The organism is Frankia sp. R43 (genome assembly GCF_001306465.1).
Lineage (GTDB): Bacteria > Actinomycetota > Actinomycetes > Frankiales > Frankiaceae > Parafrankia > Parafrankia irregularis.
The window spans coordinates 628767-649014 of sequence record NZ_LFCW01000005.1 but is presented as its reverse complement, the minus strand read 5'-3'; the positions used below and the strand labels follow the sequence as shown (position 1 = coordinate 649014).

General features: G+C 70.4%; 13 protein-coding genes, 1 pseudogene and 1 riboswitch. Of the genes and pseudogenes, 8 read left to right on the top strand and 6 right to left on the bottom strand.

Annotated features, from left to right (window positions below):
* The first annotated feature begins 93 nt into the window (after window positions 1-93).
* The gene (locus tag ACG83_RS23545; RefSeq protein WP_054568362.1) at window positions 94-963 is read left to right on the top strand and encodes an SDR family NAD(P)-dependent oxidoreductase; all 870 of its coding nucleotides are present in this window, start codon (window positions 94-96) and stop codon (window positions 961-963) included.
* Between the two features lie 48 nt (window positions 964-1011).
* Here the strand turns inward: ACG83_RS23545 and ACG83_RS23540 are convergent, their stop codons facing one another.
* Window positions 1012-2268 (bottom strand): cytochrome P450, encoded by a 1257-nt coding sequence (locus ACG83_RS23540; protein ID WP_054568361.1) that lies wholly within the window; start codon window positions 2266-2268, stop codon window positions 1012-1014.
* 429 nt (window positions 2269-2697) lie between these two features.
* Window positions 2698-2898: riboswitch (cyclic di-AMP (ydaO/yuaA leader) on the top strand.
* Window positions 2899-2910: 12 nt separating this feature from the next.
* On the opposite strand from ACG83_RS23540, the gene ACG83_RS42745 reads away from it, so the two are divergent.
* Both ACG83_RS42745 and ACG83_RS42740 read left to right on the top strand, forming a co-directional pair.
* Window positions 2911-3288 (top strand): transglycosylase family protein, encoded by a 378-nt coding sequence (locus ACG83_RS42745; protein ID WP_083473528.1) that lies wholly within the window; start codon window positions 2911-2913, stop codon window positions 3286-3288.
* 353 nt (window positions 3289-3641) lie between these two features.
* The gene (locus ACG83_RS42740) at window positions 3642-6170 is read left to right on the top strand and encodes a serine/threonine-protein kinase (protein WP_083473482.1); all 2529 of its coding nucleotides are present in this window, start codon (window positions 3642-3644) and stop codon (window positions 6168-6170) included.
* 299 nt (window positions 6171-6469) lie between these two features.
* On the opposite strand, the gene ACG83_RS42735 is transcribed toward ACG83_RS42740, so the two are convergent.
* Complete coding sequence (locus tag ACG83_RS42735; RefSeq protein ID WP_083473528.1) at window positions 6470-6847, bottom strand: transglycosylase family protein; 378 nt, start codon at window positions 6845-6847, stop codon at window positions 6470-6472.
* A 788-nt stretch (window positions 6848-7635) separates the two neighbouring features.
* Here ACG83_RS42735 and ACG83_RS23525 point away from each other — a divergent pair.
* Both ACG83_RS23525 and ACG83_RS23520 read left to right on the top strand, forming a co-directional pair.
* Window positions 7636-8235: a helix-turn-helix transcriptional regulator gene (locus tag ACG83_RS23525; RefSeq protein WP_054568359.1), complete on the top strand. Its 600-nt coding sequence runs from the start codon at window positions 7636-7638 to the stop codon at window positions 8233-8235.
* Window positions 8232-8801 (top strand): hypothetical protein, encoded by a 570-nt coding sequence (locus ACG83_RS23520; RefSeq protein WP_054568358.1) that lies wholly within the window; start codon window positions 8232-8234, stop codon window positions 8799-8801. Before ACG83_RS23525 ends, ACG83_RS23520 begins: the two co-directional genes overlap by 4 nt.
* 209 nt (window positions 8802-9010) lie before the next feature.
* On the opposite strand, the gene ACG83_RS42730 is transcribed toward ACG83_RS23520, so the two are convergent.
* Complete coding sequence (locus ACG83_RS42730; protein WP_083473528.1) at window positions 9011-9388, bottom strand: transglycosylase family protein; 378 nt, start codon at window positions 9386-9388, stop codon at window positions 9011-9013.
* Window positions 9389-10141: 753 nt separating this feature from the next.
* On the opposite strand from ACG83_RS42730, the pseudogene ACG83_RS42725 reads away from it, so the two are divergent.
* Window positions 10142-11575 (top strand): annotated as a pseudogene (locus ACG83_RS42725) (MFS transporter); the annotation flags it as partial.
* A gap of 90 nt (window positions 11576-11665) precedes the next feature.
* Here ACG83_RS42725 and ACG83_RS23505 read toward each other — a convergent pair.
* The 3 genes from ACG83_RS23505 to ACG83_RS23495 form a co-directional block, all read right to left on the bottom strand.
* Window positions 11666-14491 carry a phosphoenolpyruvate carboxylase gene (locus ACG83_RS23505; protein WP_054568355.1) on the bottom strand — a complete coding sequence of 942 codons (2826 nt, stop codon included), beginning with the start codon at window positions 14489-14491 and terminating at the stop codon, window positions 11666-11668.
* Window positions 14492-14756: 265 nt separating this feature from the next.
* Window positions 14757-16058, bottom strand: a complete 1302-nt coding sequence (locus tag ACG83_RS23500; RefSeq protein WP_054568354.1) for a M56 family metallopeptidase — start codon at window positions 16056-16058, stop codon at window positions 14757-14759.
* Between the two features lie 306 nt (window positions 16059-16364).
* Complete coding sequence (locus ACG83_RS23495) at window positions 16365-16886, bottom strand: BlaI/MecI/CopY family transcriptional regulator (protein ID WP_054568353.1); 522 nt, start codon at window positions 16884-16886, stop codon at window positions 16365-16367.
* Between the two features lie 172 nt (window positions 16887-17058).
* Between ACG83_RS23495 and ACG83_RS23490 the strand changes: the two genes are divergently transcribed.
* Both ACG83_RS23490 and ACG83_RS23485 read left to right on the top strand, forming a co-directional pair.
* Entirely contained in the window at window positions 17059-18720 is a 1662-nt protein-coding gene (locus ACG83_RS23490) for a cytochrome ubiquinol oxidase subunit I (protein ID WP_054568352.1), read from the top strand.
* The gene (locus tag ACG83_RS23485; RefSeq protein ID WP_054568351.1) at window positions 18717-19724 is read left to right on the top strand and encodes a cytochrome d ubiquinol oxidase subunit II; all 1008 of its coding nucleotides are present in this window, start codon (window positions 18717-18719) and stop codon (window positions 19722-19724) included. Before ACG83_RS23490 ends, ACG83_RS23485 begins: the two co-directional genes overlap by 4 nt.
* Window positions 19725-20248: the final 524 nt, after the last annotated feature.

Genomic DNA, 20248 nt, shown 5'->3' with positions numbered 1-20248 from the left:
GTCCCGTTCATGCCAGTCGGCGAGACTCTGCTGGCTGATCGATCTGGTCAGGCCGAGCCGGCGGCGCCGGGTCGGGAGACGCGCGGAGGTCACGTGGTCGCCCAGGCTGTCGTCATCACCGGCGCCGCTTCCGGCATCGGCCGGGCCTGCGTCGAGCTGTTCGCCGCCCGCGGGTTCGGTGTGGTGGCGGTCGACGCGGACGAGGCCGGTCTGGCCGGGCTGGCAGACCTTGCCGCGGACGCCGGTTCCGCGGAACCGCCTGCTCCCTCCGCCCCGCCCGCGTCCCCCGCCTCACAGCCCGCTGCCCGCCTCGACGGAGCCGTTCGTCCGGAGCCGGAGGTGGTCACGCTGGTCGCGGACGTCTCGACGCAGGAGTGCGGCGCACGGATGACCGAGCTCGCGCTCGCCAGCTTCGGGCGCCTGGACGTGGCCGTCCTCAACGCCGGCATCGGCGGGACCGTGCCCTGGGAGGCCGACGGAGCGATCGAGCGGCTGGACCGGATCCTCGCCGTGAACGTCCGTGGTGTGGCGATCGGCATCCGTTCGGTCGCGCCGGTGCTGCGGGCCGGCGGCGGGGGCTCGATTGTCGTGACGGCGTCAAGCGGTGGGCTGCAGGCGGATCCCGGCAACTGGGCCTACCACGCGTCGAAGGGCGCGGTGATCAATCTGGTGCGGGCCGCGGCGGTCGACTACGCGGCGCAGAACATCCGGGTGAACGCGGTGGCGCCCGGCCTGACCGAGACGTCGCTGATGGCCCCGTACCTGTCGCAGCCGGCGGTCGTGGAGGCCAGCAGCCAGCGGATCCCGCTGCAGCGTTGGGGCCGTGCGGACGAGCAGGCCGGCGCCGTCTGGTTCCTGGCCTCCGCGGCGGCCTCCTACATCACGGGCACCACGCTCGTCGCCGACGGCGGGCTGACCTCGCATCACGGCGCCGTCCCGCTGCCGCGGGTGCAGCGGGACTAGCGCTCGGAGGCCGGCCACGCCGAAAGCCCGGTTACGCCGAGAGCCCGGTTACGCCGAGAGGCGCAGTGGCAGCCGGCTCATCGCGCGTACCCAGGCGCTGGGCCGGTAGCTGGGCTCGTCCAGCAGGGTGATCTTCTCGGTGCGGGCGAGCAGGGCACGCAGCGCGATCGCGCCCTCGGCGCGGGCGAGCGGCGCACCGAGGCAGTAGTGGATGCCCAGGCCGAGACCGAAGTGGCGGGGAGCGCTGGTCGTCTGCGCGTAGCGGGCGACGTCGAAGTGGTCGGGTTCGCGGTACACGTCAGGGTCACGGTTCGCGGCTCCGATGAGCATCACCACGCTGTCGCCGCGGCTGAACGGATGGCCGTTCAGCTCGGTGTCCCGCAGCACGGTGCGGATCAGGAAGGGGAACGTGGGGTCGTAGCGGAGCATCTCCTCGATCGCCGCCGGTACGAGCTCGGGTTCGGCCCGTAGCCGCGCCAGCTGGTCGGGGTTGCGCAGGAGCGCCACGATGCCGCTGCCGATCAGGTTCACCGTCGTCTCGAACCCGGCCAGGAGCAGCAGGATGCAAAGGTCGAGCAGTTCCTGCTCCGGGAGCACGTCGCTGTCCTGCCCGGCTGCGACGAGCTGGCTGAGCAGGTCCTCGCGTGGCTTCGCCCGGACCTCGGCGATCAGGCCACGGAAATAGTCCTGGATGGAGTGCGTGGACTCGGCGCGGGCGCGCAGGTCCTCCGGTGTGAGGGTCATGTCGGGGGCCAGACCGCGTACGAGCGGGACGACCCATTCGCTGAAGACCGGCTCGTCCTCGGCCGGGACGCCGAGCAGGCGGCAGATGACCGACAGTGGCAGCGGGCGGGCGAACGCTTCGATCATGTCGACCTCGCCGGCCGCGAGAGCCGCGTCGAGCAGGGTGTCGACGACCGAGGTGATCTCGGCGGTCAGGGTCGCGACGACCCCCGGGGTGAAGGCACGGTTCACCAGGCCACGAAGCCGGGTGTGCTCCGGCGGGTCCTTCCGGAGCAGGGACTTCAGCCCGCTGTCGTCGGATCCGGTCGACCGATGGGCACCCGCGTGGAGGCCGGCCGAGTAGCCGCTGCCCAGGTCCGGGCTCTGGAAGACCGCGGAGCAGTCGGCGTGCCCGGTGATGATGGTGGTGACCCAGCCGCGGACCTCACTGCGGACGAACGCTCCGCTCTCCTGGATCGACCGGTAGGTGGGGTACGGGTTCTGCCGGCTGACCGCGTCGAGCGCGACCAGGATCGGCGGTGGCTGTTCGCTGGTCTTCTGCGGCGGCGGTGCGCTGTCCATCGCGAGCTCCTCTGCGACGTGCGTCGCGACTTATACTTCGAATATCGGCGGATGGCGTCAACCATCATCTCTGTCGCCAATCGCGGGATAGTACCGACAAATCCCCCGCGCACTGCCGGCCGGAAGCCCCGTGGCCAGGCGGCGTTCTGTCTGTTTCGCGTGATGTGTTCTCCGCGGGCCGGAGAATTTCTCGTCGCGCAGCCGAGTCCGGCGGTCACCGGGTGCACGGTGGTTCCGGTTGTGCTGTGGCGGGATGCTGACGCTGATGGAATGTCGGCGGCATGAAAGGGGCGTTCCACCGGGTCGAGGAGGCCGGCAGCGGCTTTCAAGGCCTCCTGGTGCTGAGTGGTGCTCTTCACGGAGGCCTGGAAATCGCGGGCGGGTGGTGGGTAACGTTGGTGACGTGCTTCCGGACCTGGGAAGCGCACATCGGGTGGCACGCCGAATCCCGCCTCGCCCGGTGCTTCGACATCCAGTAGGCGGGAGCGGGGGACCCAGGTTCCCGGGCGTCGTAGGCAGGCGTCCTCGGGGTGAAGCCGCATAGTGCGGTCGACCTGTCACGCACTGTGTGGCCGGGCTTTTCCGGCTCGAACCCGACAGCTAACTTCGTAGGTGTGGGGAAGGGTTTTTATTTTGTCCCTGATGACTTCGGGTGCTCGCAGGAACCGTCGTTCCATCCGTCGTGGCCGTGCTTTGCTGGTCGCGCCGGTGTTGGCGGCGACGATTGGTGGCGGTATCGCGATGTCCCAGCCGGCGGGTGCTGCGGCGCGGCCGGATGCGCATAGGTTCCTGAGTGCTGTGGTGCCGTGTGAGTCCGGTGGTAATCCGCGTGTGGTGAACTCGATTGGGGCTGGTGGGCTGTTCCAGTTCATGCCGGGTACGTGGCATGCGGTGGGTGGTAAGGGTCTGCCGCAGAACGCGAGTGTGGCTGAGCAGTGGAAGCGTGCGCATATTCTGTATGCGCAGCAGGGTTCGAGCCCGTGGGTGAGCTCGAAGCCGTGCTGGGGCCACAAGGTCTGAGCCCGGGTGAGCCCTCGGGCCGCACTGCGGAGCACCTCCCGGTGAGAACCGTGCCGGAGTCGGTGCTCTGGTGATCATGCCGGTGTGCCCGGACGTCCACGAGACGTCCGGGCACACCGGCATTTTGTGCGTTCGGTCGGCTGGCGGCCGGGCCGCGGTCATGGCTGGTCGCCTCAGGCGGCGGGGCGGGGCGGGGTGGGGCGGGAGCGGCGACCGCGGACGAGGTCTCGCGTGCCGTGCCCTGAATGATGCATAGAGTCAGGGTTGGCTATTGTTTTGGCTGAATGGCCGGCGCTGGGCTGTTTGTGCTGGTCACCGCTGTGCGGCACGGAACCCGACCCTGAGGGAGACCGATGAACGGTACGCCACCAGGCGCACCTGACGGATCGGGGCCGGCCCCGGATGCGGTGTTCAATCCGCTCACGCCCCAGGATCCTCGCGAGATCAGCGGCTACCGGCTCCGGGCCCGGATCGGCGCCGGTGGCATGGGTGCGGTGTACCTGTCCTACACCCCTGGTGGCCGGCCGCTCGCGCTCAAGGTCGCCCGGCCGGAGTTCGCCTCCGACCCCGAGTTCCGCCGCCGCTTCGAGAAGGAAGTGGCGATCGCCCAACGCGTCCAGGGCCTGTACACCGCCCCGGTCATCGACAGCGACGCCCAGGCCCCGCGCCCCTGGATGGCGACCGCCTACGTCGCGGCGCCCTCCCTCGCCGTGGCCGTCGCCCGCCAGGGCCCGCTGCCGGTGGAAAGCGTCCTCGTGCTCATCGCCGGGGTCGCCGAGGCACTGCAGTCCATCCATGTGGCGGGCGTGATCCACCGGGATCTGAAACCGGGGAACGTCATCCTTGCCGCCGACGGCCCGCGGGTCATCGACTTCGGCATCTCCCGAGCTGTCGAGGCGTCGTCGGTGCGGCTCACCAGAACCGGCGAACCGATCGGCACACCCGCCTTCATGGCGCCCGAGCAGATTCGCGGGAAAGCCCTGGACACCTCGGGTGACGTCTTCTCGCTCGGGGCCACCGCCTATTACGCGGCCACCGGCGAGCTGCCGTTCGGCGCGGATGTCGCCGTGTTCCACCGCATCGTGAACGAGCAGCCCGACTGGGACAGCTGCCCGGAGCAGATCCGCGGCATTTTGGAGCGCTGCCTGGAAAAGGATCCGGCGGCCCGGCCCACCCCCACCGATCTGATCAGCCTGTGTCGGAGGCAGTCAACAGACGAACGGCTTCGCGTCGGCGAGGGCTGGCTGCCGCCGACCGTTCTCGCCGACCTGACGCGCTACGTCCTCACCCCGCAGGAACCGTTCGGATCCGGGGATTCCGGGGATTCCGAGGGAGCCGGCGGCACCGTCGGCACCCTCGGCGGCGCGGAGGACTCCGCGGGTGAGGTGGCGTCCGCACTGCCGGCCGCGCCCGCGTCCGCGCCCGCGCCCGCGCAGGAAGCGAAGTCGTCGACGCCCACGTTGCCGGACAGCGACGGTCGTCGCCGTGGTCGTCGCCGCGGCCGGTCCCGGCTCGGCGGCGTGCTGGCCGCGGCCGTCGCCGCGCTCGTGGTGCTCGTCGCGGCCGTGCTTCTGCTGACCCGGCACAACGGGCCTGTCGATCGTCTGGCCGGTGGGGACGACCCCGGGGCCGACCCGGGCGTCGAGACGGGTTCGGTGCTGACGGGCTCGTCGCCGTCAGGCGGCCCGGGCGCCGGTACCGGTTCCGTCGCGGGCGGCGGCGTGCCGCTTTCCGGCTCGGATGCGGGCATGGCCGCCGGTTCGGTGCCTGGCGGCTCGGCGGTCACCGGGGCCGGGAACGCCGCTGCCCTGCCGTCCGCCCAGGCGGTGCCGGCATCCGGCCTGCCGGCGCAGCAGCAGGGCCGCGCGACCACAGCGCGCGGCGGGGTGTACCGGATTGCCCCTGACCGCAGCGGTGTCGAGGTGTACTCGGGGTCCGGCACGAACTGGGTTCCGATCGGCGGGCCCACCGGGAAGCTCTACGGCGGAGGTTACGGCCTTTTCGCGACCAGCCGGGACAGCGGTGACATCTCCCGGTACCTCGGTTCCCCGGGCCGGTGGGAGGTCATCGGAGGGCCCGGCGCGCAGTTCGTGGTGACGGGTGATCGGCTGTACTCGCTGACTCCGGACAAGCAGGGTGTGTATGTGTATTCCGGGTCGGGGACGAACTGGGTGCAGATCGGTGGTCCTGGGGTGGTGCTTTACGGTGGTGGGTATGGTCTTTTTTCGATAGCGCCGGGTTCGGGTGATATTTACCGTTATTCGGGTTGGTCGACGAACTGGGAGCTGGTGGGTGGTCCTGGTGCCCAGTTCGTGGTGACGGGTGATCGGCTGTACTCGCTGACTCCGGACAAGCAGGGTGTGTATGTGTATTCCGGGTCGGGGACGAACTGGGTGCAGATCGGTGGTCCTGGGGTGGTGCTTTACGGTGGTGGGTATGGTCTTTTTTCGATAGCGCCGGGTTCGGGTGATATTTACCGTTATTCGGGTTGGTCGACGAACTGGGAGCTGGTGGGTGGTCCTGGTGCCCAGTTCGTGGTGACGGGTGATCGGCTGTACTCGCTGACTCCGGACAAGCAGGGTGTGTATGTGTATTCCGGGTCGGGGACGAACTGGGTGCAGATCGGTGGTCCTGGGGTGGTGCTTTACGGTGGTGGGTATGGTCTTTTTTCGATAGCGCCGGGTTCGGGTGATATTTACCGTTATTCGGGTCGGTCGACGAACTGGGAGCTGGTGGGTGGTCCTGGTGCCCAGTTCGTGGTGACGGGGAATCGGCTGTACTCGCTGACCCCGGACAAGCAGGGTGTGTACATGTACTCCGGGTCGGGCACCGACTGGATCCACATCGGCGGCCCTGCCGAGAGCATCGCCCCGGGCTCGTAGCCCGCGAGTCCCGCGAATCCGCGGCCTTGCGAGCCCTGTGGCCCTTGCGAGCCCTGTGGCCCTTGCGAGCCCGGTTTTCCCAAGCCCCGTGGGCCCGCGTCGAGGCCGGCCGAGCTGCTTAGGGCCTCAGGCCAAGCGGTGTGGACGCGGAAACGCCGGTACGCCCGGACGTCTTGTGAACGTCACGGGCGCACCGGCGTCATACCCAGGGCGGTAGCCCCAGCCCTGACACACCTCACCCAGCCACAGCCAACCCACAAAGGCCGCGCGACACCGGATCAGCGCATCGATCGATCAACTCAGACCTTGTGGCCCCAGCACGGCTTCGAGCTCACCCACGGGCTCGAACCCTGCTGCGCATACAGAATATGCGCACGCTTCCACTGCTCAGCCACACTCGCGTTCTGCGGCAGACCCTTACCACCCACCGCATGCCACGTACCCGGCATGAACTGGAACAGCCCACCAGCCCCAATCGAGTTCACCACACGCGGATTACCACCGGACTCACACGGCACCACAGCACTCAGGAACCTATGCGCATCCGGCCGCGCCGCAGCACCCGCCGGCTGGGACATCGCGATACCGCCACCAATCGTCGCCGCCAACACCGGCGCGACCAGCAAAGCACGGCCACGACGGATGGAACGACGGTTCCTGCGAGCACCCGAAGTCATCAGGGACAAAATAAATACCCTTCCCCACACCTGCGAAATCCGCACCACACCAGCCGTCGAACGTCAGACCAGCCAGCCACGGCACCGGCAGAAAAATCGCTCCCGCCCACAGATCGCCTTCAACCAACCGGGCGGGGCGGGATTCAGCGTGCCACCCGATGCGCACTCCCCAGGTCGGAAGCACGTCACCAACGTTACCCACCACCCACCCACGATTTCCAGACCCCTGTGAAGAGCACCACTCACCACCGGAAGACCTTGAAAAGCCCCAACCACAGCCCCTCCACGACCAGCCATGCCCGTATTTTCCCGATGCTGTACGGCCAGCGTCACCGGTTCAATACCGGCATGCGAACCGGCCTGTGCAGAGCGTCCGCGACTGCTCCACGTGCGCAGCGAATTTCTTTCCTGGGCCAGCTCCCGACCGGCTCAGAGCGCAGGTAAATCACCCGCCGATGACGGTAGACAAAGTGACCGAAATACCGACACAGCTCCTTCGGGAGGCTGGGACGATATCGCCCGATTCACGCGATATCTCGCCAGAAAAAGGGCGGGCGGATCAGATCCCTGCTCATGCGGCGCGCCCCGGCACCGGCGGCGGCCCGCCCACGGGACCGACAGGGCCGAAGGCTCGCCAGGGGCGGGAAGCCGCGGACGTTCCAGCGCTTCTGCCCTGTGGAAGTCGACACGCCGACGTCCAGCCGTTGGACACGCCGAGACCCGCCCTCGGCCGCGGGCACCCGGCCGCTCGCCAGTCTGCTTATCTAATCGGATAACCCACGGATAGGATGGTGCCTGTGGAACCCGATCGGGACACCCGTGAGGTCATCGCGTTGCTGGATCGCGCGTTGGCTGACAGTGGCCTGAGCCAGGCAGATTTCGCCGTCGCGCTGGGTACCTCGGCCTCGAGGCTGTCGACCTACCGTTCGGGCCGGACCAGGCCGACCGCGGTGTTCTGCGTCCGCGCACTCAGGGTCGCCAGCGCGCTGGCCGCCGCACGCTCCTCCCGGCTGATGTCCGCACCGGAGACTGCCAAGGCGATTCGGCACGCGATGGGCGACGAGGACCGAGCGTGGCGAATGCTGTTGCAGGGCCGCGACCACCTCAGCCTCCTCCTCGACCAGCAGGACGGCTGCCCCGGGGCGTGGGAGGCCGCGCCGCCGTCAACGGGAAGCCCCGGCTTCGACGTCCTGCTCGCTGCGCTGGCTCGCAGAGAGTTCGACCGGGCAGGAGTCGAGCCGCCCGCCTGGTGTGAAGCGCAGCGTCTCCCGCTGCCCTGGGTGCCCGAGCACCCCTTCCTCGACCCCGACGAGGTGATCGCCGCTACTCCCGACGATCTGAAGCGTCTCAATGTCTTCGTCCCCGCCCGTGACCTGTTGACCGCATGAACGAGCGGTACGAGTTCTCCGCGGCCGAGATCGTCGCTTTGCTGGCCAGGCTCGACGAGCGGCTGCGTGCACGAGGAGTGTCGGGGTCGGTGTTCGTCGTCGGCGGCGCGGCCGTCGCCGTGACGTCGGGTCGGGATCTGCGGCGCACCGAGGACGTCGACGCGATCACGTCAGACAGCGTGGTTGTCACCGAGGCCCGTGAGCTCGCACGCGCGGAGGGCCTTCCGGAGAACTGGCTCAACACCAGGGCGGGCATGTGGATGCCGCCGCTACCAGCGGAGGCTTCCACCCCAGCGCCTGGCCCCGGGCTGCATGTGACCTATGCATCGGACGGCTTCCTGCTCGCCACCAAGCTGATCGCCCAACGCCGCAAGGACGCGGCGGACATCCGCGAGCTCGCGGACCGGACCGGACTGGCCGAGGCGACCGCCGACCAGCTCGAAGCACTGATCTATCAGTACTACACCGACCCCGGCATCCTCGAGTTCATCGTCGATGGGAACGACGTCGCGGGCGAGGTGCGGCTCCTGGCCGAGCGGGCCGCGCGGATGCTCGCGCGGCGGTGACCAACCTGGCGGCGACAGGCAGGGCAGAGCCTGACCACCCGCATGAACACGGACGCGGAAACGCCGGTACGCCCGGACGTCTTGTGAACGTCACGGGCGCACCGGCGTCATACCCAGGGCGGTAGCCCCAGCCCTGATCCACACCTCACCCAGCCACAGCCAACCCACAAAGGCCGCGCGACACCGGATCAGCGCATCGATCGATCGACTCAGACCTTGTGGCCCCAGCACGGCTTCGAGCTCACCCACGGGCTCGAACCCTGCTGCGCATACAGAATATGCGCACGCTTCCACTGCTCAGCCACACTCGCGTTCTGCGGCAGACCCTTACCACCCACCGCATGCCACGTACCCGGCATGAACTGGAACAGCCCACCAGCCCCAATCGAGTTCACCACACGCGGATTACCACCGGACTCACACGGCACCACAGCACTCAGGAACCTATGCGCATCCGGCCGCGCCGCAGCACCCGCCGGCTGGGACATCGCGATACCGCCACCAATCGTCGCCGCCAACACCGGCGCGACCAGCAAAGCACGGCCACGACGGATGGAACGACGGTTCCTGCGAGCACCCGAAGTCATCAGGGACAAAATAAATACCCTTCCCCACACCTGCGAAATCCGCACCACACCAGCCGTCGAACGTCAGACCAGCCAGCCACGGCACCGGCAGAAAAATCGCTCCCGCCCACAGATCGCCTTCAACCAACCGGGCGGGGCGGGATTCAGCGTGCCACCCGATGCGCACTCCCCAGGTCGGAAGCACGTCACCAACGTTACCCACCACCCACCCACGATTTCCAGACCCCTGTGAAGAGCACCACTCACCACCGGAAGACCTTGAAAAGCCCCAACCACAGCCCCTCCACGACCAGCCACGCCCGATTTATCCGGGCGCTGTCCGACGGGCGTCACCGACCAGATGCAATGAGCATTCCGGCACGGTACTCATGGTGGGCAGTGGTATCGGCTACGCCACGGAATTCTTCTCGCCGTCATCCGGAAGCCGTCCAGGAAAAGGGCAGATCGCCCACCGGTGGCGGCCCCCGTAATACCTCGACATGCCGACATGGGGCGATTCTGGCGACCAGGACGGTTCTCCCGTTTCATGCCACTTCGCCCGGCAGGCGACCCAGGCCGGTATGCGCCGCCCGCTCCAGCTCGGGGTGGCGGCGGCGCGTGGTGCCCGGGTGCTCGAGGTGGGTGGGCGGGGCGATCCGGGGCGAGGCGAAAGATCCGGGAAGCCTCATCCGTTAGTTGCTATAAGCTAAACAATTGGCCCCCGGCGCCGCAAGGGGTGCAGAGCCGACATCCGCCCCGGAGGTGATCCGTCCGATGGTCGAAGTCGAACTGAGCAGGAACCGAAGGTTCGCCGTGCTCGGGATCTGTTCGATGAGCCTGCTCATCGTCGGGCTCGACAACACGATCGTGAACATCGCGCTGCCCTCGCTGCGGCGCGACTTCGACGCGTCCCCCGCCGGCCTGCAGTGGTCCATCGACGGCTACACCATCGTGCTGGCGAGCCTGCTCATGCTCGCCGGCTCGATGGGGGACCGGCTCGGCCGCCGCCGGGTCTTTCAGGCCGGTCTCGCGCTGTTCACCCTCGGCTCCCTGCTGTGCAGCATCGCGCCCAGTCTGCACTGGCTGGTGGCGTTCCGGATGGTGCAGGCCGTCGGCGGCTCGATGCTCAACCCGGTGGCGATGTCGATCATCACGAACACGTTCACCGACCCGCGCGAGCGGGCGCGGGCCATCGGCGTCTGGGGCGCTGTGGTCGGAATCAGCATGGCACTCGGCCCGGTACTGGGCGGTGTTCTGGTCGAGTGGGTCGGCTGGCGTTCGATCTTCTGGATCAACATCCCGATCGGCCTGATCGCCCTGACCCTGGCCCAGCTGTACGTGCCGGAGTCGCGCGCGTCGCGGCCACGGCGCCTGGACGCGGTCGGCCAGGTACTCGTGATCTTCATTCTCGCCGCGCTGACGTATTCGCTCATCGCCGCGCCTGAAGCTGGCTGGACATCCGCCAGGACGCTCGGCCTGCTCGCCGCCACCGGCGTCGCGGTCGCGCTGCTGGTGCGCTACGAGTCCCGCCGCGAGGAACCGCTGCTGGACGTCCGCCTGTTCCGCGTCGCGTCGTTCTCGGGGGCGACGCTGACCGCGGTGTGCGCGCTGGGGGCGCTCGGCGGCTCGCTGCTGCTCAACACCATCTACCTGCAGGACGTCCGCGGCTACCAACCGCTGCACGCGGGCCTGGTGACGCTGCCGATGGCGGCGGGCATCATCATCGGCGCGCCGCTGTCGGGGCGGGCGGTCGCGCGGTTCGGCCCCAGGCCTTCGCTGCTCGCGGCGGGGGTCGGTCTCACGCTGGGCAGCCTCGCGATGGTCGGCTTCGACGCCGGCAGCTCGACCGGGCAGCTGCTGACCGCCTACACGGTGTTCGGGGCGGGCTTCGGGCTGGTGAACGCGCCGATCACGAACACCGCGGTCTCCGGCATGCCGGTCGAGCAGGCGGGGGTGGCCGCGGCGGTCGCCTCGACGAGCCGTCAGGTCGGCCAGTCGCTGGGCGTCGCACTGGTCGGGTCCGTCGCGGCGGTCACCGTCACGGCGGTCACCGTCACGGCGGCAGCGGGTGGGGCTGGGGGCGGAGGCGAGTCGACGACCGTGATCGATGCGATGAGCCCGGCCGGCCGGTGGGTCGTCGTCGCTGCCAGCGCGGCCACCCTGGTCCTGGGCCTGACGACCGCTCCTCGCCGCCCACGCGTCGCCGACGCGGTGGTGTCAGCGGCGTCGGTGGTGTCGTCGGGGTCAGCGGTGTCGTTGACGTCAGCGGTGTCGTTGGGGTCAGGGGTGTCAGCGGCGTCACCCGGTGTTGCGAAGGCCGGCGGCGATGCCGTTGATGGTCAGCAGCAGGCCGCGACGCAGGCGGGGATCCGCGTCGTCGCCGGCGGCCCGGGTGCGGGCCAGCAGCGACACCTGCAGGGCGTGCAGCGGAGCGAGATAGACGTCCCGGACCTGCAGGGTGTGCCGCAGCACGGGTGCGGTCTCCAGCAGCTCCGACTGGCCGGTGACGCCCAGGACCTCGCCTACCGTGCGGTCGTACTCGGCCCGGATGACGTCGAGCAGGCCGGCCTGCTCGGGATCGACCAGGGTGGACACGTAGTGGCGCGCGATCGTGAGGTCCGCCTTGGCCAGCGTCATCTGGACGTTGCCGAGGAAGGTGCGGAAGAAGTGCCATGAGCGGTACATCTCGGCCAGCTCGTCGCCGGCTCCGGCCGCACGCGCCGCGGCCAGGCCGGAGCCGACCCCGAACCAGCCGGGCAGCAGGATCCGTGACTGCGTCCAGCCGAACACCCACGGGATGGCCCGCAGGTCGGCGAGCCCCCCGGTGCCGCCGGGCCGCCGCGCCGGCCGGGAACCGATGTTGAGGTTCCCCAGCTCGTCGACGGGCGTCGCGGCGAGGAAGAACGGCACCAGTGCGGGATCGGCCACCAGCGCCCGGTAGGCGCCCTGCGCCGCTTCCGAGACCGCGGCCATCGTGTCGTCCCAGCCGGCGAGGACCTGGTCGGGCTGCCGCGAGGTCCGGTGCAGCACCGAGGCCTCGACCACCGCGGCCAGGGCGATCTCCAGGTTCTGCCGGGCGAGGCTGGGCAGGATGTACTTGTCCGAGATCACCTCACCCTGCTCGGTGACTTTGATCGGCCCGTCCAGGGTGCCGTACGGCTGGGCGAGGATCGCCTCCCCGGAGGGGCCGCCGCCGCGGCCGACCGAGCCGCCCCGGCCGTGGAACAGCCGCAGGACGACGCCGTGGGCCCGCGCGGTGTCCCGCAGCTCGCGCTGCGCCTTGTGGATCTCCCACTGGGACGCGGTGATGCCGGCATCCTTGGACGAGTCCGAGTAGCCGAGCATGACCTCCTGCACGTCACCACGCGCCGCGACCAGCGAGCGGTAGGACGGATCAGCGAGCAGCCGCTCGAGCAGGCTGCCCGCCGCCCTCAGCTCGGTGACGGTCTCGAACAGCGGGACGAACCCGATGCGCGCCCACGCCCCGCCCGTGCCCGCTGCGCCGCCGGTGCTGCTGCTTCCGGCGCCGGTGCCGGTGCCGGTGCCGGTGCCGGTGCCCGCCACGGTGCCCGTGCCGGTGCCCGTGCCGGTTTCCGCTCCCGCGGAGCGGCCCGTGCCGACGAGCCCCGCCTCCCGCGCGAGGACGACCACCGCGAGGATGTCGTCGACGCCTCTGGTCATCGACACGATGTAGCTCTCGATGACACCGTCGCCGTACAGGTCCAGCGCCCGGCGCACCGTGGTGAGCAGCTCGAAGGTCCGCGCGGCGCGTTCCGGCAGCGGCGGCGGGACCGCACCCAGCAGCGGTCGGCGCCCCGCCAGCTCCGCCACCAGCAGTGCGAGCCGGGCTGGTCGGTCCAGGCTGGCGTAGGGGACGTCGAGCTCGCCGAGCTGGTCGTAGATCGCGCCGAGGGTCGCGTGATGGGCGTCGGCATGCTCACGGATGTCGAGTGTCGCCAACGACAGCCCGGCGGCGTTCGCGGTCCGGATCGCGCGCAGCAGCGGCCCGTTCGCCACCAGCTCACCGTGGCTTGCGGCGAGGGAGGCCCGCATGAGCTCCAGTTCGTCCACCAGCTCGGTGATCCGCAGGTAGTCCTTGCCCGGCACATGCGGGGAGCCGGCGGCGAGCCTGGCCCGGGTGGCGGCCAGCCGAGCCAGGATGAAGCTGCATTTGAGCCGGTAGGGCTCCTCGGCGTTGAGCCGGATGAACCGGTCGTACACCTCGGGCAGCGCCGCCCGGTCCGCTGCCAGCGCGGCCCGCAGCCCGGCACTGATCTCCCCGACGACCCGGGTGGACGCGGTCAGCTCACGGACCAGCCGGTCGAGCGCCGTGGTGAGCACCCTGATGCCGAACTCGTGCTGAAGGTTCAGGACCTCAAGGGTGACGGCCGGGGTGACGTTCGGGTTGCCGTCCCGGTCGCCGCCCGCCCACGAGCCGAACGTCAGCGGGCGGGCGGTGACCGGCAGCTCCACGCCGATCCGGGCCAGCGCCCGGTCCAGGTCCTCCAGCAGGTCCGGAAGGACCTCGGTGATGATCGACCCCAGGTAGTACGTGGCGGACCGGGCCTCATCCGCCGGCTTGGGCCGCTCGACCCGCAGCTCGTCGGTCTGCCACAGGACGTCCACCATCTCGGCGAGCCGCCGGGCCAGCCGTTCGTCGTCGGCGCCGGGGCGGCGCGGGTCGTCGGCGGCGTCGAGCAGATCCGCGATGCCGCGCAGGGTGTCCAGCACGGAGCGTCGGCTGGCCTCGGTGGGGTGCGCGGTGAACACCGGCCGGAGCTCAAGGCGCCGCATCACCTCGGCGGGCAGGCCCGGGTCCAGGCTGCCGTCGGCCACCGCGTCGGCGATCTGCTCGGTGAGCGCCTGCAGCCGCCCGCTCGACCGGTCGGAGATCTCCCGTGAGCGGTGCAGCTGCTCGGTGATGTTGGCCAGCTGGAAGTAGGCGCTGAACGCCCGGGCCAGCGGAATCGCCCTGGATGCGTCGACCTCGTCGAGCACCGCGGCGAGCTCGGCGCCGGCGTCCTCACCGCGGGCCAGCAGCCGGACCCGTTCGACCAGGTCGAGCAGCTCGGCGCCCTCGTGGCGGGTGAGCGCCTCACCGAGCAGCGTTCCCAGCCGGCGCACGTCGGCGCGTACTGCCGCGTGGCGAGTGTCGGAGGAGACACCGCCGGAGAAACCACCCGGATCCTGAGCCTGGCTCCGCGACGACGGCGACGAGGCCAGCGCTGGCAGCGGCGTTCGTGGCGGTGACGTCGGCGTTGGTGGCGGTGACGTCGGTGGTGACTTTGGTGGTGGTTGCGACTTTGGTCCCGCCTGCGCGCCGGCCGCGGGGCCGTCTGGTTCCGATGCGGGCGACGACGGGCCGGGGCGACTGGTCAAAGGACGTCCCTCAGAGGAGCAGCAACAGGACCGGGGCGAGGAACACCGCCACCGCGGTGAGGTAGGCCGCGCCGGGCAGCCAGATCGGGACCGTCGGGGGGTCGAGCAGCCGGGAGATCCGGGTGACAACAGGTGTGTGCACGGGACTGCGCCGCTGGGCGCCGGAGCTTTCGCCGAGAAAGGTGGTCATCGTGGCGACGAGGCGGCCGGCCCCGCCGACGCCCAGCGCCGCCAGTGACTCGGGGGCGGTGCCCGGCGGCATGCCGGTCACCCCCAGCGTGCCGGCGGGCACCGCGGCACGGGTCACCCCGAGCCGGGCCAGTGCCCGCGCCAGCGTGCGCCCACTGGTCCGCTGTGCGGCGGCGTCATCCGCGAGCATCTCGACCAGCAGCGACACCGCGGCGGTGGCCTCGCGGGCGGGGCGCAGGAACGGAAAGGTGCGCTCCCAGGCCATGAAGGGCTGGATCACCAGGTCATGCCGGCCGGCGACGTGCGCCTCCTCGTGCGCGAGGACGGCGTCTAGCTCCTCCGGCGTAAGCGTCCGCAACAGCCCCTCGGAGACCACGACCCGCGCGTGCCGCCCGCCGGGAACGCAGTAGGCGACGGCGACCGGATGGTCGAGGATGCGCAGCCGGGCGGCGCTGCGTTCCCGGTGCAGGCACAGCGAACACCCGTCGCCGGGGCGCTCGGCACCGCCGCCCGTCAGGCCCATCGGCCCTGCCGGTCCGCCCGCTGGCCCGGCAGGGGCGCCTACTGTCACTGCCGGGTCGCCAACTGGCCCTGCCGGGTCGGCCGCCGGGCTGGCGTGGCCCGCGTTCGGGACGCCTGCCGGCTTTCCTGACTCCGCGGGCTGGCCGTGGCCGGCGCTGCGTCCGTGTGCGGGACCATGTGCGTGATCGGGCAGGTGGTCGCGGTGCCGGTGACCGGCCAGATCGACGAGGTGCCGGTGCCGATGACGTTCGCGCAGCGTCGCCGCCGTCGACACGGCCAACACGCCGAACAGCCGGGCGGCCAGCGCGGCCGCGATCGCGAGACCGATGAGATTCATCCGGCCGAGCCCGACGAGTGGGTCGCCGGCCAGGAGGTTGGCCGCGTGGTCGGCCATCGCGGCGGGGATGCCCTGCGACAACGGGGCCACGGTGAACGCCGCCGCGGCGAGCAGTGCGGACACCCCACCGGCCAGGCCGATCGCCTGCCACAGCACGATCGCGGCGCGCGGACAGCGGTGCGGCCAACGGGCGGCGGCCAGCAGGCGTGGGGCTGGCCATGCCAGCGCGCACGCGAACAGGGCGAGAAGGGCCGCGGTCGTCATGTCCAGCCTGACGCTACCGCTCTGCACCCGGACTGACTACGATTGCGCGCCGACTGCGAGCCTCATCTGACCGAATGCGCTGGTCGTCGCTGTTATGGGCAGCTGACGGGTGACTTCGGTGACGTCCGGTAGTCCCCTGACGGTGGTCATGGCCAAAGGTCCCGTGCGTCGATCTTCGGGTTGCCGCCGCCGAGCAAAATCCTCAACTCTTCGCCTGCGGCCCTGCGGCCCTGCGGCCCTGCGGCCGCGGGGGAGTGGGGCAGTGCCGGCGCCAGGCGCGCTGGTCGTCCAGGCGCGCTGGACGTGTCAGGCGCTCGGGGTCGCCGCGTCAGGGGTGCTGTCGGTGCCGGCCTCGGCTCGCGCCGGGCCGCCGTCGGATCCGGCCGCCGGGGCCTCGGTGGACGCGTGTGCCTGCTCGCCGCTGCCGCCCTCGGTGCCGGGCGTGGCCTCGAGTGTCGCCTCGGGCGTGTCGGCGGGGCCGGTCGGCTCGAGCGCGCGGCGCAGGATCTCGGCCTCCTCCGCGGACACCGAGCCAACGAAGCGGACGAGCGCGGAGCCCCGGTCGTCGGCGGTGCCGAGAGCTTCCAGCATCGCCTCCGCGACCACGGCCTCCCGGCTGTCGGCCGCCGCGTAACGGTGGGCGCGCGCGGCCCGCTGGCGGCGCACGAAGCCCTTGCGCTCCAAGCGCTCCAGCACGGTCAGCACGGTGGTGTAGGCGAGGTCGCGTTCGTGGTGCAGGCGGGCCGCGACGTTACGTGCGGTCAGCCAGCCCTCCGCGGACCACAGGACGTCCATGACCGACCGTTCCAGGTCACCCAGGCGAGCCATAGACCGATCCTACGCCGCGTAGAACTTCCTGCCCGCAAGTTCGGTCAGGTCGCTCGATCTCACAACAAAAAATCTTCTACAGAACGTAGAATCTTCTACATCTCGTAGAATTTTCTACGGGACGTAGAAGTACGCGACGGGCTCGCTGCTACCCACGGTGGAGGAGGCCCCGATGGTCCAAGCCGCCGCAGTTCTCACCGATGTCGCGCTGTTCTCCCACGTCGAGACGCTCTCGCTGGCTGCGGATGTGACCCGCGCGAGCGCACTGTCCACCGACCTGGCGCGCGCGCAGACCGCGATCTCGCTGGCGTTCCACATCTGCTTCGCGGTGTTCGGCGTCGGGATGCCGTGGCTCCTGTTGTTCGTCGAAGGCCGCTGGGTCCGCACCCGTGACCCGGTCTGGCTGGCGCTGACCCGCAAGTGGTCCAAGGCGTTCGCGGTGCTGTTCGCCGTCGGCGCAGTCTCCGGGACGGCACTGTCCTTCGAGTTCGGTCTGCTGTGGCCGGCCTTCATGGCCCGGTACGGCGGTGTGCTCGGACTGTCGTTCACCCTGGAGGGCTTCGCGTTCTTCACCGAAGCGATCTTCATCGGCATGTACCTGTACGGCTGGAAGCGCCTCTCGCCGCGGGCTCACTGGATGACGCTGTGGCCGATCGCCATCGCCGGGACGATGTCGACTCTCTTCATCATCACGGCCAACGCCTGGATGAACACCCCCGGTCACATCACAGAGGTCGATGGCAAGGTCGTTTCGGCAGAGCCGTTCGCCCCGTTCCTGGCCGCGACCGCGCCGCATCAGCTCGTCCACATGCTGCTGGCTGCGCTGATGTGCACCGGCGGCATCGTCGCCGGGGTGTATGCCGTCGGCATGCTGCGCGGCCGGCGCGACGCGTATCACCAGCGCGGACTGCGCGTCGGTCTGACCGTTCTGCTCGTCTGTGCCCCCCTGCAGCTGGTCGTCGGCGACATCGCGGCCCGGGTGGTCGGTGATAAGCAGCCGATCAAGCTCGCCGCGATGGAGGGGATCGGCCACACCCAGACACACGCCCCCTTGACCATCGGCGGGATCTACGACGAGGAGACCGGCGAGGTCCGGCACGGGATCGAGATCCCCAACCTGCTGTCGTTGATGGAGGGCTTCAGCGCCGATCACGAGATCACAGGCCTGTCGGCGGTGCCCCCGGAGGAACGGCCGGACGCGCGCCAGGTGCACCTGGCCTTCAACGTGATGGTCGGGCTCGGCTGTGCCCTGATCGCCTTCGCCGGCGCCACCGGGATCGCGGTCTGGCGCCGGCGACGGCGCGGTGAACGGCCGCTGCTGCCCACCGGCAGACCGTGGCTGTGGGCGGCGGTCGCCTCGGGCCCGGCCTCCGTGGCGGCGATGATGGCCGGCTGGGAGGTGACCGAGGGCGGCCGTCAGCCCTGGATCGTCTACGGCCGGATGCGGGTGGACGAGGCTGTGACGACCACCGAGGGCATGCCGGTGATCTTCGCTGGGACGGTCCTGCTCTACCTGGGCCTCGCGGTCGCGCTGGTGCTCATCCTGCGCCGGATGGCGACCGGCGGGCCGGTGCTCGGCGGCGCCATCGCCGAGACCACCACCACGCCGGACATCCCGGATGCACGGCCCGCGCCGGCGGGCCAGCCCGCGCCGGCGCCGGAAGCCTCCGCCAGGCCGGAAGCCTCGCCGTTGCCGGAACAGTCCGCGCCGCCGGGCGGCTCCGCGAGGTCGGAAGCCTCCGGATTCGACGCCCTGACAACCGAGCCGCCCGGCCGTCCCGGTGCGGACCGTCCCGGCGCGGGCCGTGCCGGGCAGGAGGGGGACGCCCGATGACCGCCGCGGACCTGCTCGCCATCGTGATGGTGCTCGGGCTCACCGCCTATGCCCTCACCGGCGGCGCCGACTTCGGAGGAGGGGTCTGGGACCTCTTCGCCCGCGGCCGCGACGCCGCGGACCAGCGCCGGCTCGTCTCCGCGGCGCTCGGCCCGATCTGGGAGGCGAACCACGTCTGGCTCATCTTCGTCGTGGTGATGATGTTCAGCGGCTTCCCGGCGGCGTTCGGTGTCGTCGGTTCGACCCTGGAGATCCCGCTGATCTGCGCGCTCGCCGGCATCGTGCTGCGCGGCGCGGCCTACGTGTACCGGGCGTACGGCTCAGGCGCCGCCGGGCCGGACCACTGGTGGGGCCACGTGTTCGCGGTCTCGTCGGCGATCACGCCGGTCGCCCTTGGGGTGGCCGGCGCCGCGCTCGCCACCGGTGACGTCGCCGAAGGCGCACCGCTCACCCCGGTGAAGAGTGCCTTCGGGATCCTCTGCGGTGTCTTCGCGCTCGCGGTGACCGCCTTCCTGGCGGCGGTCTACCTGTGCCGCGACGCGGCCGCCAGCGCCGAGACGGCGCATCTGGTGCCGGGCTTCCGGCGCCGCGCGCTCGGCGGTGCGGTCGTGTCCGGGCTGCTCGCCGCCGCGTTGTTGCCCCTGCTGTGGTCCGAGGCGCCGGTGGTCGCGGATCGGTTCGCCGACCGTTCGATCCCGTTCGTCGTGATCTCCGCGATCGGTGGGGTGTCCTCGCTGGTGGCGCTGTGGCGGCACAGGTTCACGACGGCGAGGGTGACGGCGGGTCTCGCGGTCGCCGGTGTGCTGTGGGGCTGGGCCGCGGCGCAGTACCCGGATCTCGTGATGGGCCGGGCGACGGTCGACTCGGCCGCCGCCCCGTCGGCCAACATCGTGGCGATGCTGATCGCGGTCTGCTGCGGGCTCGTCATCCTGGTGCCTTCGCTGTGGATGCTGTTCCGCCTGTTCTCCAGCCCGGAGGTGTCCAGCCCCGAAGCCAGGTCCTGACAAGGGACGCGGCCCGGGAAGCGGCCCTGCGCCGGCGTGCTGCCGGCGCAGGGCCGCGCACTGGTAGGGGCACAGTGGTTCCGGTCGCTGCTGATGTCGCTGCCGAGCGAGATGTGAGGGTTCCGGTCGCCGGGTGCCCGCCGCAAGATCACGTCGATCAAGCTTGATAAGCGGAACGCGCGACCGGGGCCGCCACCGGTTGAAGATCATGGGATCCCGGTCGTCCTGACGACCGGGATCCTCAACTCTTGTCTGGTCGCAACGGCTGTGCGAGGCGTGGCCCGAGGTCACCGTTTGAAGATCATGGGAATTTGGTCGTGCGGACGACCAGGATCCTCCACTCTTGTCTGGCGGCAACGGCTTCCCGGGGCCGGGATTCCGCCGCAGGCCCGTGGATCACGGAAAGATCAATATCCTCAACTCTTCGGGCCGTGGTCGAGTGTCCGGCAGATTTATGATCTTGCGTGGTGTCGGTGCGAGTCTGCCGCCGGGCACCGGGGCAGGTGCGGACGGCGGCGGCGGCT